Origin of the sequence: Allocoleopsis sp., from assembly GCF_036703385.1 — a bacterium.
Classification (GTDB): Bacteria; Cyanobacteriota; Cyanobacteriia; order Cyanobacteriales; family Coleofasciculaceae; genus Allocoleopsis.
Map to the genome: position 1 here is coordinate 1 of NZ_DATNPA010000018.1, position 14,618 is coordinate 14,618.

The window sequence follows — 14,618 nt, forward strand, 5'->3', positions numbered from 1 at the left end:
ACCCAGATTTGACGGCACCTCCCCCATCATCCTAAACAGCGAACACAGCATCCACAACAGCAGAGGTGTTTGTCCCAACTCCTGCAACCGACTGCCCAACTGCCTCAACATTTGCTCTCCCTGCTGTGGCAGATAGGCGCGGACGAACTGCTGCATCTGTGCTTCACTCAGGGGTTGCATTTCCAGCTTCTTGGCAATATCCAAGTCGCCCCCCACCCCCAAGTCCCGCGTCGTGAAAATCATCGGCGTCGTCTTCTGGTAGTCCTGCCGAAATTTCTGCAAATCCCGCCGCGCTTCTTGGGAAGGCAATTCATTGAGTCCATCCAGCAGCAGCAGCAATTGCCCCTGCCGCAACCAGGTTTTGAGCGTTTCGCTATCTACCGTTAAGTTGGGGTCATGCCGTTGTAGGAAGTCTTGGATTAAGTCGAGGATTGAGGTGCGGTAGTAGCGGAGTTCGACGAGGACGGGGATTTTCACCCCCCCTGCCCCCCTTATTAAGGGGGGAGCAAGAGAATCTTGTGTGTTACTGGTGAAGGAGTCAGTTGAACAATCTTCTTCCCCCCTTGCTAAGGGGGGACTGAGGGGGGTGATTCCGGATGCTTCTCCTTTTGCCTCTGAGTGAGTTGAAAAATCTTTTTCCCCCCTTTTTAAGGGGGGATTAAGGGGGGATCTTCCGGATGCTTCGCTGCACCTCTGCGCCTCCTCCAGCACCAACCGTACCAACGCCCTCGATTTCCCCGAACCCGGACGCCCCACTAACAACACATGCTCCGAGGCATACTTGTGCAACCCCTCCAACACCGTCAATCGCTCAATTTTCTCCTCCCCTTTCCCCCTCTCCTCCCTCTCCCGTTCCACCGTCTGCACCATCAAGCCAAAATCAAACAGTAAGGGCGGTGCCCCCGTGCCCGCCCTAGATGACGCTTCCGCCTCTTCCCGCTTTCGCCCCACTACATCCGTAATGGTGTAAACTTCCCACCATTGCGCGTAAGTCTTGCAAAGTGATTCTAAATATCGACTCCAATGGGTCATGCTGGGAGTTGAATCCTGCCGGGTTGACTACCTATTACGTAATCCTCTGATTTATCTTAGACTCAGTAACCTCAGCAGTGCCAATGTCTCACCCATCCCCCAACGACTATCAACCCCAGCCAAAAACTGAAGAATTCGAGCTAGAAATGCTCAAGCAAGAATACTTCTTTCTACAAAACACCATTGAAGACTACAACAAACAAATCTGGGTCATTAAAGCCCTCGGAATTACCGGAACTGGCCTGGTGATTAACCAAGTGCTGCAACAAAAGCAGGGTGAACCGGGTTTAACTGCCTTGATTGGTACGACGATTCCCCTATTTTTTTGGGTACTATAGCAATTCTCATGCTTGTGATGTACAGTCAATTTTTCTCTCTTCTTTGTGTGACATGAAATAGCACAATTAGGATGTACATCATGAGTCCGAGAAACGCTATAGAAAGTCAATGGAAGCACTTTCAGCGCGGCTTTTATCCTCGCGTATATGAGATTGAGGAGATTTTCAAACAGCGGAGTTTTTCTAGCCCCGCTATCTTTAGCGATTGGAGTCGTAACTTGAAGCGAAATCCTTCAAATAAACGCAATGGCTATCTCTGGGATGGTCTATTTAATCCCACTGTATATGTTAGTTATGTTCTAGAAATTGTCTTTTTATTACTAATATCTTTTATAAAGTAAGCAGGTGGTAAAAATAAACACGACATGGGCAGGGCGTGTTTTCAAACTACTCGTTCTTGCACTTCATTCTGGAAGATCCCCCTTGCATCCCCCTTAAAAAGGGGGACTTTGATTCAATTCTCCCCCCTTAATAAGCTACGGTATACACACATCTCCCGAGCAACCTCAAAATGCAGCATTTTGCCCCCCTAGCCCCCCAATTTTGGGGGGAACTGGAAGTTCAAAGTCCCCCAGAATTGGGGGATTTAGGGGGCATTCCAGGATTCAAGCAAAAAGTCTAATCATCAGCCGCAAGACATTCGGGAGCCTCGAAGCTTGACTGCTGTGATAGGCTATCTGCGAAGAGGAGTGCTGGAGGTATAATAAATGGCTAAATTACGGGTCGGTCTGCTGTTTGGCGGGTGTTCCGGAGAACACGAAGTTTCGATCAGTTCAGCACGGGCGATCGCAAAAGCCCTGAGTTCTGACCAAAACGCCAATCACTACGAACTACTGCCAGTTTACATCCAAAAAGATGGTGTCTGGCAATCGGGAGACGTTGCTGTACACGTCCTCGAATCGGGTAAGGCTTTGCAGATAACAGGTAGTAACCCGCAGTATCTCCCGACTCCGACGGCGGATTCTCCGTCATCCTCAGCTAGCAGTGAGATTTTACCCTCTGCCGCGAGTGCTTCTAAATTGAGTCGTGTCGGTGAAAATATCAGTTGGTCTGAAGTGGATGTTTGGTTCCCCATCCTGCACGGCCCGAATGGCGAAGATGGTACGATTCAAGGCTTACTGAAGTTAATGCAAGTTCCCTTCGTGGGTTCTGGCGTCCTGGGTTCAGCCCTAGGGATGGATAAAATTGCCATGAAAATGGCATTTACGCAAGCTGGATTGCCGCAAGTCAATTACATGGCAGTAAACCGTTCCCAGATTTGGTCGAATCCCTGTGTGTTTCCCAAACTTTGCGACCAAATTGAGGAAACGTTGGGCTATCCCTGCTTTGTCAAACCGGCTAACCTAGGGTCATCAGTCGGGATTGCTAAAGTGCGATCGCGCCCTGAATTAGAAGCAGCATTGGATAATGCGGCTAGCTACGACCGACGAATCATCGTGGAAGCCGGTGTCGTGGCGCGGGAAGTCGAGTGTGCGGTGTTGGGTAACGACCAGCCTAAAGCCTCTGTGGTTGGGGAAATTACCTATAAAAGCGATTTTTATGACTACGAAACCAAATATACCGAGGGACAAGCTGACTTATTAATCCCAGCCTCCCTACCCGATACCGTTGCCACCAAAATTCAGGAAATGGCACTTCAGGCGTTTGCTGCCGTTGATGCTGCCGGGTTAGCACGGGTGGACTTCTTCTACATCGAAGAGACTGGAGAAGTCTTGATTAACGAAATCAACACGATGCCCGGTTTCACAGCAACCAGTATGTACCCTCAATTATGGGGCGCTACAGGGATTCCTTTCCCAGAATTGGTTAACCAACTAATTCAGTTGGCAATGGAACGACAATCTTCTTAAGCCGAAGGGCACTAACTTAAGCAAAAAGTAGTCGTTCTTTGGACAAAACCTAGATTGGGGAGAATACCCCCCAATTCTGGGGGAACCGATATTTCAAAGTCCCCCAATTTTGGGGGATTTAGGGGGCATTCGAGCATTTATGCAAGAGGTCTAATGATTAAGGATTGGGTGCTTGGGGGCTTTCTAGTCTAATCTGGGTTTGGTGATTTGTTGAAAAATATTGAGGAGAGAAACTTGGAACGCACATTTCTCATGATTAAGCCGGATGGCGTACAGCGTAACCTTGTCGGTGAAATCATCCGGCGTTTTGAGGCAAAAGGCTTTACCCTGGTTGGGCTAAAGCTGATGAATGTCAGCAAGGAACTTGCAGAAAAACACTACGACGTTCACAAAGAACGACCCTTTTTCCCCGGACTCGTCCAGTTCATCACCTCCGGGCCGGTGGTGGCAATGGTTTGGGAAGGCGATGGTGTGATTGCCTCAGCGAGAAAGATCATTGGTGCCACCAATCCCCTCAATGCTGAACCGGGTACGATTCGCGGTGATTATGGCGTCACCGTCGGTCGGAACCTGATTCACGGTTCAGATGCTCCCGAGACAGCGCAGCACGAGATTAGCCTCTGGTTTAAGGACGAGGAACTCGCCAGCTGGCAGGCGACCTTAACACCCTGGTTGTACGAGTAATACTGTCTCGCTTTATCTTTGAACAGGGTAGGGGCACGACATTGTCGTGCCCTTAAAGTTTGGCTACCTTACTTCAGTGGCTTCTTCAGGTTCTTTAAATTCACTGTCTGTCGGTAATTCCACCTTCTCATCTTCTGTCGGCAACTCAACCTCGGTGCGCTTGGAAAATCCCCACATGAATACCAAGGCAATCGCAGCAATCATCAACCATTCAGGCGGAACTAATTCTGGTTTAATCGCTCTCACCAGGAGTCGCAACCCAACAAACCCAACCGTAATGTAGCCAGCATCCTCAAGATGGACATATTCCTTGAGCCAACGAATGAATAACTCTGCCATGAACCGCAGAGTAATCACGCCAATCGTGCCACCGGTAATCACGAGCCAGGTCTTATCTGAGATAGCGATCGCAGTTGTTACACTATCCAGAGAGAACGCCAAGTCAGTTACAGCAATGATGGGAATAGCTTGCCACAGGGAAGTAAAGCGAGGCCCGTGATGCTGATGTTCCTCGTCCTCCTCAGAGGTGAAATGCTCAAAGACCAACCACAGCAGATAAGCGGCTCCCAGTAGCTCAAACTGCCAGAATTGCACAACCCAAGTTGCGGTGAGAATCAGGGTAATTCGTAGGATGTAGGCTCCTACTAAGCCCAAATTGAGGGCATTACGCTGAAGCTTGGGATCTTCTAACCCACTGGCGATCGCAGCCAAGGCGATCGCATTATCAGCGCTGAGTACTGCCTCTAGTGCGATGAGAATCAGCAGCACCACTGGAGCTTCTATTCCGACATTGAAAGGGGAGTTAAAAATTTGGTCTAGCATTAAAAACTATTCAAAACCGAGAATTACCAACTCTTAGGACTAGGCAAACGCTGCTAAAGCGCGCTCAAACAATGTCTTTCTTAACCTAGCTTAACCTTTTGCCGTAATTCCTGCCGTAAAGTAAATTTTACCAGCTCGACCGGAGCAGCTGAATCGCTGATGGTTTATATTGCAACTTGTAACAAGATATTTCGCTTGGAATCGATTTGACGCAAATTAATGGGTAATTACCCTTGAAATCAGGAGATATTCAACGATGGCATTATCAGATACCCAAGTTTTCGTGGCACTAGTCGTAGCCTTGATTCCCGGAATCCTGGCCTTCCGGTTAGCGACGGAACTCTACAAGTAGAGCCCTTGTATCGTTAAAGAGCGACAAAGAGCTTATCACCGAGCAAGCAAAAGGCGACCAAGGGCTTTAAGATGGAAGCTTCTCACTAGAAGCGAGAGTTCAAAACCTAGAACCTATCTCTCAGGCAAGGCTCTCCCTTTCTTGGCAAGCCCTTAAGTTTTCCGGATAATCGCAGCCATTCGCTGTAAATTATCTGATAACATCAGCGTGCCACTGCCTTTGGTAGGCTCTTTGTCGCTCGGCTTTTTCTGGTCGTCAAAGACAAAGTCGCCGTATCACATCAGCAGTGTATGCTCGAGGCGCTATTCTAGAATCTTCGGCGATAGGTCGCCAGTACGGTATTCACGCACACCATGAACGCATTCCAACCTCGTATACCAACTCAGCAACCCGTAGAACCCCGCCGGATGGCTCACCGGACTCAGCGCCGTCAGCCCCGTCATTCTTATCAAGCTGTTGCCGGTGAAACGACCGCTAGGTTGGCTGTTAATTTGGTGCTATGTACCGCTGCGATCGCCGGACTGGTAAAACTGTTGCCTTATCACCTATCTCAGCAAGCTAAGCTTCGAGAACTGCGAACGGAAGTGCAGGGTGCACAGGGACGAGTTAAGGGTTTACGTGCCGATTTCGGTCGAACATTTGACTCTAGACAAACTAAGAGCGTCATGCAGGAGCAAAGCTATCGGGTTGACGAAAATCAGCGTCCAGTTGTCCTGAAAGATCCAACCCCCAACGAGGATAACTACTAAACCCTGGCAGAACTTTTTAATCCGTTGTCAGTAGCCGTCCTAAACGGCGTACACCAAAAGCCCTATATATTTCTTCCTTCTGCCTCCTCACTAAAGCTTTGGTGACCTCTACCGGATTTTAAGCCAGAAAGACTTGAGACCGATTCTCATGCTCGCTTCCTAATGCCCACATAGAGGTTTTTGCCTTAAGCACTTAGAGGCTTTAGTAGTTCTCTCATCCAAGTCTCGACATTCCGGCGCAAACGACCCACCAAACCGGATTGTGTCATAGCAGTGAGGGCACGCTGATAGTCAGCGATCGCACAATTCCAATCGCCACGTAAATGGTAGGTACGGCCTCGTTCGGCGTAGATATTCTCTTCCAAACCGCCCAGCATCAAAGCCATATCTAGATTTTCCAGCGCTAAGTCATATATCCCCAATTCGCGGAACGTGATCGCTTGGTTGATCCAAGTGCGAGTATTGCCAGGATTGAGGTCAAGCGCCATTTCATAATCCGTGAGCGCTTCCCCTAGTTTTCCATGAGAGGCGTAGTAATTTGCGCGATTGTTGTAGGCACTGTCCAATTCGGGATTCAGTTGCAGAGCCTTGTTATAATCAGCCAGGGCTTTTTCTCCTTGACCACTTTGGAAGTAAATCAACCCTCGGTTGTTGTAATCAATGGCATGTTTGGGGTGACGCGTGATCAGCTGGGTGAGTAACGCGATCGCACCCATATAATCTCCCTGTTTCGCTTTGCGATGTGCCGAGGCGCGTAGGCTTTGATCGGACGGTTGGCGATCTTGTCCCGATATCCTTTGGATTCGAGCTAAACGCCGTTCTTGACGTGGCATGGGTAACCACTGTCTATTTTGATCTTGCCAATTTACAAAAGCATGAGCGTTCATATCTTCCTCAACAGTACCTGCGGCCTTATCTAGCATCAACCTTACGGCTTGCAGCACCCTGCTGGTTGGTCTAAGTGTGTCACTTACTTAGGCGTCTTGATTTTGCTAAAAAAGCACCCAGACTATCCTTCAAGTGGTGGATGTTCTTAAGAACTCTACAAGACCCCTGTGCTGGTTTCCTGAAGCCTATCGTAAAGACCCTGGAAAGTTCCTCTTCCTTGCGTTGGGAAAACCGCCTTAATGTGTGAATCTTCAGGAATTGGCACACGCTTTGGGGAATGCGATCGCTTAAGTTCCCCCTCACGCCATCTTCCCCTCTCCCACTGGAATGTAGATGCTGATAGAATGCAACCGAAGCCCTTGAGTAGTCGGGGTTTTTTGCTCGTTAACAAAGAAGAGTTTTATGGCAGCTGCAACGTCCCTGGATCTGGCCCCTGATGTTTCAACCGATAGCTACCTGGTTGTTGGTTTAGCCACCTGCTTCATCAAAGAAGATGGTGAAGTTCACGCGGTCAAAGTGATTGAACCCATCCCCTCTGCGGCTCTAGAAGCTATTTTAAAGGGAATTCCGACATCTTATTCATTAGCTTGTGGAACAACTCTCGGTGAGCTGATTACGGGTGCTTCACTGCAAAAACCGACTGAGTTTCCTCCTGAGTCTCAGTTCTGTGATGATTTTGCCGAACGTGCGATCGCCGCCGCACGCACTTACCAGAGTCGAACACAGGCGCAGTCCCATATCCCCTTGGGCACGACGCGTCAGGACTTTAACTACTCCACAGAGCGTAAGCGAGTACTCAACCAAACCCGCATTGTCCGCACGGAGGACGATGTTAAACAGCACGAGTATACTCATAAAGTCCTCTAAACGACTACCGTAATGCTGAAACTTTATGGCGGTGCCCGGAGTCGGGCATCCATTGTCCAGTGGTACCTCGAAGAACTGGGAGTCCCTTACGAATTTGTCCTGCTGGATATGCAATCTGGGGAACATCGGCAACCTGACTTCCTCGCGATTAACCCAATGGGGAAAGTTCCGGCGATTGTCGATGGAGACTTTCAGTTGTGGGAATCGGGGGCAATTCTATTCTATCTGGCTCAAAAGTACGGCAATATTTCATCTTCACTAGAAGAGCAAGCCAAAATTAACCAGTGGATTATCTTTGGGAATGCCACCTTGGGGCCAGGAATTTTTGTGGAAGCCAATCGGGAGCGCGAGATGCCTCGATTGATGACAGCCTTAAATCAAATCTTGGAGAAACAGCCGTTCTTGCTGGGAGATGAGTTTAGCGTAGTAGATGTAGCGGTTGGGTCAATCTTGTGCTACATCCCCATGATGTTAAAGCTCGATCTGAGCGAATACCCAGCGGTGGTAGATTATATGAAACGGCTCTCAGAGCGCCCTGCGTTTCAAAAGGCGATCGGAGGACGCAAGTAAAGATTCTCTAAGCGATTCTCACTAAGAGGGGCATCTACAAAGGTGCCCCTTTATAATTTGAAACTTAAAAATTTTTATTTTATACAGAGAAAATATAGACTCTTACAGCTTAATGAATTTTCTACCAATGATCTGGGTCATCAATACCTTATGACAAGAATCATTCGTGAGCGTGATGGATCTTAAACACATTCCCAAAATTCTGTTCCATTCTTAGGTTACCGAGTCTCTACGACTTAAGACATAGAAATCCCCTAAGAGTCTATGCTTCTACCTAGAATTTACTTCCTAAAAGAAAACGAACAGCTTCTCGTTGAAGACTTCACGGAAAAATTTACCGTTAATGGTCCTCAAGTCTTCTTTGCCAGACCTTTAATGAGAGTAAAGTCTCGCAAGGCACTGACTATTGGCCCTACGGACTATATCCGCATTCGCCATCTCCTCACGGGTGAACTGCGCAATGAAAGAGGGCCAAGCCTATATTTTCTTAATGCTAACGAGGAAGTTGAACAGTCCCTTTCTGCTATTCCTTTGAAGCGGAATCAGTATGTGAAACTGATTGATCGCCGTACTGGTGTAATTAGCATGGTTAGGGGCGAAACCAGCATCTATCTGAGTCCTACAGAAGAGATACTTGGAAAGGTAGAACAGGGAATTAACATTGATGAAGAGACAGCCGTGCTGGTGCGAGATATCGAATCGGGTCAATTGCAGCTAATCGCTGAACCTCAGGTTTTCTTCCCAGACGCAAATCAGGAAATTGTGGAATTACGGAAACGTATTCTACTGGAAGACCACGAGGCAGTTGTGATTAAAAATCGACTAGGGCAATATCAAATCCGACGGGGAACGGATGCAGAACGAGCATTCTTTTTAGAACCTTACTCTCAACTGGTCGAGTTTTGCTGGTCGAGAGGCGTACACAAGGATAAACGCGATCTGAAATTTACCCGGATTGACTCTCGACCCAAGTTCATGTCCTACGAATTTGAGGTGCGGACGCAAGACAATGTGGAGTTGGTTATTGCGATTACATTGTTTTGGCAGATTATTAATATCGAGTCCATGCTGCGCTCGACGGATGATGCGACTGGAGATGTTTGCTCTCATGCGCGTAGCAGCATTATTCAGTCCGTTTCTCAATCGACCTTGGAGCGATTTCTATCGAGTTTTAATGATCTGGCGCGGGAAGCGGTGCAAAACCCAAATGACCCCTTTTATACAAACAGAGGTGTCCAGATTCACTCAGTTGAAGTGCGTTCCATTTCCTGCAAGGACCCAGAGACTCAACGAATTCTGATGGAAATTATTCAGGAGACCACCAATCGTTTAAATCAACTTCAGAAACAGGAAAGTAGTAACGAAGTCCAACTCCGACAGATGCAGGGAGAAATTCAAGCAGAACAGCTCAAAGGTCAACTTCTAGAACTGCGGCGTGAACATGCCAAAACTGAGGCTACCAGCCAGGGTGAGGCAGAAGCAATTCGAGTCAGAGCGTTTCTTGAGGGATTAGGTGAGCAGACATCTACAGCAGACAAAATTCACATTTTCAATATGCTGCGTAAACAGGATGCTATTACTGCTCTTAGCACTGGTAATGCTCAACTCTACTTTACGCCAGCAGATGTTGATTTGAGCATTGAAACTCGACCATAACACAGAAGCTGTTAATGCATGTTAATAAGTTTTAGCAGAATACGGCATTCACATACATGTCGTGGTGAATGCCGCAATGATTATCCTGATATTTTTAGACCTAATACTGCTGTTCTAGCAGAATTTTAGAGTCCAAGAGTTTGTTGAAAGATAAAGGAACTAGAAGATTTACGGCCTGGGATTGGGAAGCGCCTCCCTTTTTGGGAGACGGAGACGCAGTTTACCTAAAACCTACAGCTGCTTGCCATACAAAGGCAAGCAACAAGAAGAAGACAGGGATGACTGGGAGAATATCTACGATAGGGTCAAAGATGGCGTAAGCTTCCGGCAGCTTGGCTAAGAGCAATGCAGCTTCCATGTTTAAATCTTTCCTTTCCAACACAGTTTTCAGAATTGAAATGGATCTTAACACGAAGTCTGTCACGGCTGAGCAGGTATCAAACGAAGTATGAAGTACGAACAGACGCGACATGTCGCGTCTGTTTATGTATGAAGTTATACCGATTTCCACTGACCAAAGAAGGGAATAGGGAATCGGGAGTCGGGAATAGTGAGGAACAAGCACTTCCCGACTTCTCTGGTTCCAATCCCCATTACACAGGACACAAGCCTCGACTTTTAAGCCGATTCGTGTCAGGCTCTCTTCAAATCCCCATCTAACACCTGCACTACTCCCCATTCCCAACTCCATACTCCCTTTAAGTTAGGACACATAAAGCGGCTGTAGGGAGTCTATTGCCATCCACCTCTACGGCTTTAGTCCACAGAGAGCCAAGGAGTTGTTTACGCGCTAATCATGGGCTTATATAACAAGTCCCGTGTGGCTACCATCGCCGCCACCAAGCGATCCATTTCTTCTTGGGTATGGAGGGCGTTTACCGTAATCCGAAGGCGGGGTTTGGCAATGAACCAGATGGGTGAAACCCAAATCCCATGCTTCTCAAGCATCAGCCGACCAAAAACTTTCGGATTGAGTTCGGGTGGCAGAAGCACTGGTACTACATTGGTTTCGCCAATGGCGGTAAAACCCTGTTCGATTAGGCGCGATCGCAAATAATCAGTATTCTCCTGAAGGACTTTCACCCGTTCTGGATATTGGCGAACCTGACGAATGCTCTCTAAGGCTGCCGCTGTTAGGGGTGGCGACAAGGAAATCGTCCCAATGGAAGTAGGAGAGACATTCAACAGGGGAATGAGTTCCGCCACATGAGAGCTAATTGCCGCACCGGCAGAAGCGGCGAACTTAGAGAACGTGGTCATAATCAGTGGGACAATACCCCGCTCGATCGCCTGCTGTGGCAGAATCCCAAAATGTTCGTAAATCCCTCTACCTGTTGCACCAATCGCACCACTGGCATGGGCTTCATCCATGACCAGAACGCTGCCATCATAAATTTGCATCACATCCAGCATGTCTGGCAGGGGCGCAATATCGCCATCCATCGAGAACACCGCATCCGAAACGACCATAATGCGATCATCAGGACGCACATATCGGCGCAGCTTGCGAGCCAAATCCTCAACATCACAGTGACGATAGGCTCTAACACGGACGCGGGGACTGTGACCGAACAATTTTCCGGAACGGGTACCAGCATTCGCAAGTGCCGAGACAATGCAGCCGTGGTTGAGAACGTCTGTCAGAATTAACGTTTCACGAGTATGCTGAAATCCGGGCACTGGAATCGCCAAATGGCAAAAGGCATCCATTAAGGCTTGCATCGCCATCCACGCATTAATGAACAGCTGAGTGTGAGGCAGATGCTTAAACTCAGAAATTTCCTGTTCTAACTGCCGATGCAGATCAATCCGGCCGCTCAAGACGGAACAGGAACTATTCGACGTTCCATATTGGAGGATGGCGTCAATAGCGGCTTGCTTCACCGCCTCTTCCTGAACCAACCCTAATACATCATTGGTGCAGAACGTCAATACCGTTCGGCGTTTCCCTGTCGTTGCCTCTTCAATTTCGACTAAATTCCCCCGCTTCTGATGACAGATATATTCATCCGGATCTAACTCACTCTCGTACCAACGCTGAACGTACTCTTTGACAACTTGCACAACTTGCTCCTCTCACCCTTTCCCTAGGTAGCCTATTAGCCTATCGCCTCTAGCTAAAGAATTGCTTTATTTTTAGATAAGATAGCGGCTATCCAGTTTGATTACTATGCCTCACGAGAGTTGATCTGAAAATATCGGCCCATCTATGAAGCAAACTTCTCCAATAAGTTGGGTACTGAGGCGGTATCAGCGGCCCGTTGATGAGGGAGCTGAACAGCCAATCTACAGTCGCCGTTAAAGGTGCCTTCATCCTACAAATGAATTGTTTGGGGTTGACTCAGTCTGACTTGGAACATTAACGGACGATAACGTCCCAGACGCCAAAGATGGCTGATTGTTTCGTAGCTGACTCGATTTTTGCATAAATTGTTCATATTGCCGGATAATCAGCCGCTCAAGAGCTATAATAGCCGGGTTGATTTCGACATAGCGTCGCTCTGGATTTGCCAAATAGCTTCGCTGTTCGCTCTCCATCATTTCGATATCTTGAGAGAGAAACCTCATAAATACGAAATCTCTCAGGACTTTTTGCACAATCGGTTCTAGGCGATTCAGCAGCCATTTGGGCAAACGAACTTTTAAGAAGAAGAAGGCAAACGACCGACTTTCCCTCAATCCGATGGGCAGCCGCATCAGATAAACGGAGGAAACCCCCTCCAGACTTGTTGCGTAATGAGGATAGTTGTAGTTGATGGAGATTCTACGGGTCGTGACCTGGTCGGCCTTGTCGCTCAACCCCAAAAACTTTGCCATCCGGCCTTTATAGGATACGTCATATTCAGCACATACCGAAGTTTCTGTTTCCCGCAAACTCTTGAGTACCGGATTGAACCACCCCTGAAGATTTTGGTGCAAAAATCCATGAAATACATCCATCGCATTTTCATTACAGATGGAAAAATGGGATTGCATGTGAGCGGCTAGGGGTATCATCAAGTAGTCAGGATGGTCAAACTCTGGCACATTGGGCAGTTCTTGGCTGGCAGCAAGGGTCGGCTCGCCGGGGAAAAGCCAAATCAAATTATATTTTTCCTGGACTGGGTAATGGCGGGCTTGAGCACGGGGAAGTTTTTGTCCTTCTGGAAGGTAAGGAATGCTCACACATTCGCCGTGGCCATTAAACTCCCAACCATGATAAGCACAGGTTAGATGACACCCTTGGACTTTCCCCTTGTGTAGAGCAATGCCTTTGTGAGGACAGGCATCCTCTAAGGCATGGATTTGACCGGTTTCATCCCGATAAACGGCGATCGCTTGCTGCCAAATCACGACAGGCATGATGTCTCCTGCCTTGAGCTGGCTTGCCCAACCCACCGGATACCAGTAATTGGGGTTAATGCCTACTTCCCGGACAGCATTTTGAACTGTCTGGCTTTTTAGGGTCGTCGCCAGTTCCATCAATCATGCCTCTTGTGTTTATCTGACAATATTTAGCTTCCGACGCTCCTGAAAGTCAACTAATTATTCGTGTGCGAATCAAAAAACCTGTAACAACCGTCTCTACAAATTGAAACAATTTGCATTATTGTTACAGGTTGTTACGAAAACGTCGAGAGGCAGATCTCATGTTGCGCGATCGCAGGCTATTAGTACTGTTAGCAGCAGGTTCACTCACCAACCTAGCGGGGGGAGTTGTGGCTCCAATTTTGCCAGAGATGATCCAACAGCTCCACTTCGACCCGGCCTTAGCTGCTAACTTGGTGAGTATGCATTGCTTGACTATTGCCCTATTCAGCCCACCGCTGGGCATCTTGGCAGACCGGCTCGGTCACTTGCGGGTGCTGGTTCCCTCACTGATTTTCTACGCCCTGTTCGGTGTAGCAGGAGCCTTTATGCAGAGTTTTTGGCCTCTGTTGGCGACGCGGGCGTTGCTGGGTGCTGCCAGTGGCGGGATAGCAGCCGCTAGTTTGGGCTTACTGGGAACTATGTATGAAGGCGAGGAGCGATCGCAAGCTTTAGGCATCACGACTAGTACCTTAGCCCTCACCGGCATTGCCTTCCCCTTAATCGGAGGTTGGGTCGGTGCCACTCACTGGCAATATGCTTTTTATGTGTATGGACTAGGACTACCCCTCGCCGGAATAGCCGCCTTCAGCCTGAGGGAAAAGCGAAAGACCAAAGCCAAGCCAATGGCAAAAGACGAGGGCGATAAGCTCCGTGTCGTTTTAGGGCACCCCCATACCCTGCGCCTATTACTAACCCTTAGCCTCACCTCAGTCGCCATGTATGCGGTTGTGATCTATGCACCGCTCTATCTGAAACAGACAATTGACGCGGGAACGGCTGTCAATGGCATTGTTTTGGCATCACGAGCCGTAGGAGCCGCGATTATCTCAGCTTTTGGCGCTAAACAACTGGCTAAAGCGGTTGGGCCAGCTAAAGCGATCGCGATCGGATTTGGCATCATGGCTTTGACTTTAATCACAATCCCTGTACTAACCCAACTGAGCTGGATTCTACTAACAGCCATTCTTTTTGGTGTCGGATTCGGGATTGTACTACCGACTCTCTACAGCATCCTAGCCAACTTAGCGCCTTCATCACTCAAATCTAGTGTTCTAGCAGCTGGAACAGGAGCAGGTTTCTTGGGACAGTTCCTGTCTCCCATCTTGCTCGGCCCCATGCTCAGGTACAGGGGGCTAGAAGCTGTCTTTTATACCGCTGCCAGTATATCGATGGTTGCAGGATTATTGCTGTTAGCGCGATCAGATAGAAATCCTAGCATCTCTTGCAAAAATAGTTAGGA

At 48.3% G+C, this 14,618-nt stretch carries 17 protein-coding genes; 11 read left to right on the top strand and 6 right to left on the bottom strand.

The annotated features are described in order from the left end of the window. Positions 1 to 1,032 (bottom strand): NACHT domain-containing protein (locus V6C93_RS00845; protein WP_333474742.1); only part of this gene is annotated, 1,032 nt, incomplete at its 3' end. A gap of 83 nt (positions 1,033 to 1,115) precedes the next feature. Here V6C93_RS00845 and V6C93_RS00850 point away from each other — a divergent pair. The 4 genes from V6C93_RS00850 to ndk all read left to right on the top strand — a co-directional run bounded on the left by V6C93_RS00850 (position 1,116) and on the right by ndk (position 3,904). Continuing rightward, positions 1,116 to 1,370 (top strand): hypothetical protein, encoded by a 255-nt coding sequence (locus V6C93_RS00850; protein WP_333474743.1) that lies wholly within the window; start codon positions 1,116 to 1,118, stop codon positions 1,368 to 1,370. A gap of 80 nt (positions 1,371 to 1,450) precedes the next feature. Next, entirely contained in the window at positions 1,451 to 1,711 is a 261-nt protein-coding gene (locus V6C93_RS00855) for a hypothetical protein (RefSeq protein ID WP_333474744.1), read from the top strand. Between the two features lie 366 nt (positions 1,712 to 2,077). Further along, positions 2,078 to 3,220 carry a D-alanine--D-alanine ligase family protein gene (locus tag V6C93_RS00860; RefSeq protein WP_333474745.1) on the top strand — a complete coding sequence of 381 codons (1,143 nt, stop codon included), beginning with the start codon at positions 2,078 to 2,080 and terminating at the stop codon, positions 3,218 to 3,220. A gap of 234 nt (positions 3,221 to 3,454) precedes the next feature. Beyond that, positions 3,455 to 3,904, top strand: coding sequence for a nucleoside-diphosphate kinase (ndk, locus tag V6C93_RS00865; RefSeq protein ID WP_333474746.1), 450 nt, complete (start codon positions 3,455 to 3,457; stop codon positions 3,902 to 3,904). A 63-nt stretch (positions 3,905 to 3,967) separates the two neighbouring features. Here the strand turns inward: ndk and V6C93_RS00870 are convergent, their stop codons facing one another. Further along, entirely contained in the window at positions 3,968 to 4,726 is a 759-nt protein-coding gene (locus V6C93_RS00870; RefSeq protein WP_333474747.1) for a TerC family protein, read from the bottom strand. 256 nt (positions 4,727 to 4,982) lie between these two features. On the opposite strand from V6C93_RS00870, the gene psaM reads away from it, so the two are divergent. Together psaM and V6C93_RS00880 are read left to right on the top strand one after the other, a co-directional pair. Continuing rightward, a complete protein-coding gene (gene psaM, locus V6C93_RS00875) occupies positions 4,983 to 5,078 on the top strand; it encodes a photosystem I reaction center subunit XII (RefSeq protein WP_333474748.1) in 96 nt (31 codons plus the stop codon). Positions 5,079 to 5,431: 353 nt separating this feature from the next. Continuing rightward, positions 5,432 to 5,827 (top strand): hypothetical protein, encoded by a 396-nt coding sequence (locus tag V6C93_RS00880; RefSeq protein ID WP_333474749.1) that lies wholly within the window; start codon positions 5,432 to 5,434, stop codon positions 5,825 to 5,827. A gap of 185 nt (positions 5,828 to 6,012) precedes the next feature. Here the strand turns inward: V6C93_RS00880 and V6C93_RS00885 are convergent, their stop codons facing one another. Then, positions 6,013 to 6,714, bottom strand: coding sequence for a tetratricopeptide repeat protein (locus V6C93_RS00885; protein ID WP_349262581.1), 702 nt, complete (start codon positions 6,712 to 6,714; stop codon positions 6,013 to 6,015). Positions 6,715 to 6,954: 240 nt separating this feature from the next. Between V6C93_RS00885 and V6C93_RS00890 the strand changes: the two genes are divergently transcribed. From V6C93_RS00890 to V6C93_RS00905, 4 genes are all read left to right on the top strand, one after another. After that, entirely contained in the window at positions 6,955 to 7,152 is a 198-nt protein-coding gene (locus tag V6C93_RS00890) for a hypothetical protein (RefSeq protein WP_333474751.1), read from the top strand. Beyond that, positions 7,118 to 7,582, top strand: a complete 465-nt coding sequence (locus tag V6C93_RS00895) for a hypothetical protein (protein WP_333474752.1) — start codon at positions 7,118 to 7,120, stop codon at positions 7,580 to 7,582. Before V6C93_RS00890 ends, V6C93_RS00895 begins: the two co-directional genes overlap by 35 nt. A gap of 12 nt (positions 7,583 to 7,594) precedes the next feature. Continuing rightward, positions 7,595 to 8,152 carry a glutathione S-transferase family protein gene (locus V6C93_RS00900; RefSeq protein ID WP_333474753.1) on the top strand — a complete coding sequence of 186 codons (558 nt, stop codon included), beginning with the start codon at positions 7,595 to 7,597 and terminating at the stop codon, positions 8,150 to 8,152. 264 nt (positions 8,153 to 8,416) lie between these two features. Then, on the top strand, positions 8,417 to 9,808 hold the full coding sequence (locus tag V6C93_RS00905) for an SPFH domain-containing protein (RefSeq protein WP_333474754.1): 1,392 nt from the start codon (positions 8,417 to 8,419) through the stop codon (positions 9,806 to 9,808). Positions 9,809 to 10,028: 220 nt separating this feature from the next. Here the strand turns inward: V6C93_RS00905 and V6C93_RS00910 are convergent, their stop codons facing one another. From V6C93_RS00910 to V6C93_RS00920, 3 genes are all read right to left on the bottom strand, one after another. After that, entirely contained in the window at positions 10,029 to 10,166 is a 138-nt protein-coding gene (locus tag V6C93_RS00910; protein ID WP_333474758.1) for a photosystem II reaction center protein K, read from the bottom strand. Between the two features lie 425 nt (positions 10,167 to 10,591). Beyond that, positions 10,592 to 11,872 carry an aminotransferase class I/II-fold pyridoxal phosphate-dependent enzyme gene (locus V6C93_RS00915; protein WP_333474755.1) on the bottom strand — a complete coding sequence of 427 codons (1,281 nt, stop codon included), beginning with the start codon at positions 11,870 to 11,872 and terminating at the stop codon, positions 10,592 to 10,594. 246 nt (positions 11,873 to 12,118) lie between these two features. Then, positions 12,119 to 13,270 (bottom strand): aromatic ring-hydroxylating dioxygenase subunit alpha, encoded by a 1,152-nt coding sequence (locus tag V6C93_RS00920; RefSeq protein ID WP_333474756.1) that lies wholly within the window; start codon positions 13,268 to 13,270, stop codon positions 12,119 to 12,121. Between the two features lie 167 nt (positions 13,271 to 13,437). On the opposite strand from V6C93_RS00920, the gene V6C93_RS00925 reads away from it, so the two are divergent. Further along, complete coding sequence (locus V6C93_RS00925) at positions 13,438 to 14,616, top strand: MFS transporter (RefSeq protein WP_349262582.1); 1,179 nt, start codon at positions 13,438 to 13,440, stop codon at positions 14,614 to 14,616. Positions 14,617 to 14,618: the final 2 nt, after the last annotated feature.

What these genes read in the sequence shown, in the direction of transcription:
- V6C93_RS00885 (WP_349262581.1), bottom strand. Translation starts at nt 6,714, where the DNA reads ATGAACGCTCATGCTTTTGTAAATTGGCAAGATCAAAATAGACAGTGG.
- V6C93_RS00905 (WP_333474754.1), top strand. Translation starts at nt 8,417, where the DNA reads ATGCTTCTACCTAGAATTTACTTCCTAAAAGAAAACGAACAGCTTCTC.
- V6C93_RS00900 (WP_333474753.1), top strand. Translation starts at nt 7,595, where the DNA reads ATGCTGAAACTTTATGGCGGTGCCCGGAGTCGGGCATCCATTGTCCAG.
- V6C93_RS00860 (WP_333474745.1), top strand. Translation starts at nt 2,078, where the DNA reads ATGGCTAAATTACGGGTCGGTCTGCTGTTTGGCGGGTGTTCCGGAGAA.
- V6C93_RS00925 (WP_349262582.1), top strand. Translation starts at nt 13,438, where the DNA reads ATGTTGCGCGATCGCAGGCTATTAGTACTGTTAGCAGCAGGTTCACTC.
- V6C93_RS00870 (WP_333474747.1), bottom strand. Translation starts at nt 4,726, where the DNA reads ATGCTAGACCAAATTTTTAACTCCCCTTTCAATGTCGGAATAGAAGCT.
- V6C93_RS00850 (WP_333474743.1), top strand. Translation starts at nt 1,116, where the DNA reads ATGTCTCACCCATCCCCCAACGACTATCAACCCCAGCCAAAAACTGAA.
- psaM (WP_333474748.1), top strand. Translation starts at nt 4,983, where the DNA reads ATGGCATTATCAGATACCCAAGTTTTCGTGGCACTAGTCGTAGCCTTG.
- V6C93_RS00920 (WP_333474756.1), bottom strand. Translation starts at nt 13,270, where the DNA reads ATGGAACTGGCGACGACCCTAAAAAGCCAGACAGTTCAAAATGCTGTC.
- V6C93_RS00910 (WP_333474758.1), bottom strand. Translation starts at nt 10,166, where the DNA reads ATGGAAGCTGCATTGCTCTTAGCCAAGCTGCCGGAAGCTTACGCCATC.
- V6C93_RS00855 (WP_333474744.1), top strand. Translation starts at nt 1,451, where the DNA reads ATGAGTCCGAGAAACGCTATAGAAAGTCAATGGAAGCACTTTCAGCGC.
- V6C93_RS00880 (WP_333474749.1), top strand. Translation starts at nt 5,432, where the DNA reads ATGAACGCATTCCAACCTCGTATACCAACTCAGCAACCCGTAGAACCC.
- V6C93_RS00890 (WP_333474751.1), top strand. Translation starts at nt 6,955, where the DNA reads ATGTGTGAATCTTCAGGAATTGGCACACGCTTTGGGGAATGCGATCGC.
- V6C93_RS00895 (WP_333474752.1), top strand. Translation starts at nt 7,118, where the DNA reads ATGGCAGCTGCAACGTCCCTGGATCTGGCCCCTGATGTTTCAACCGAT.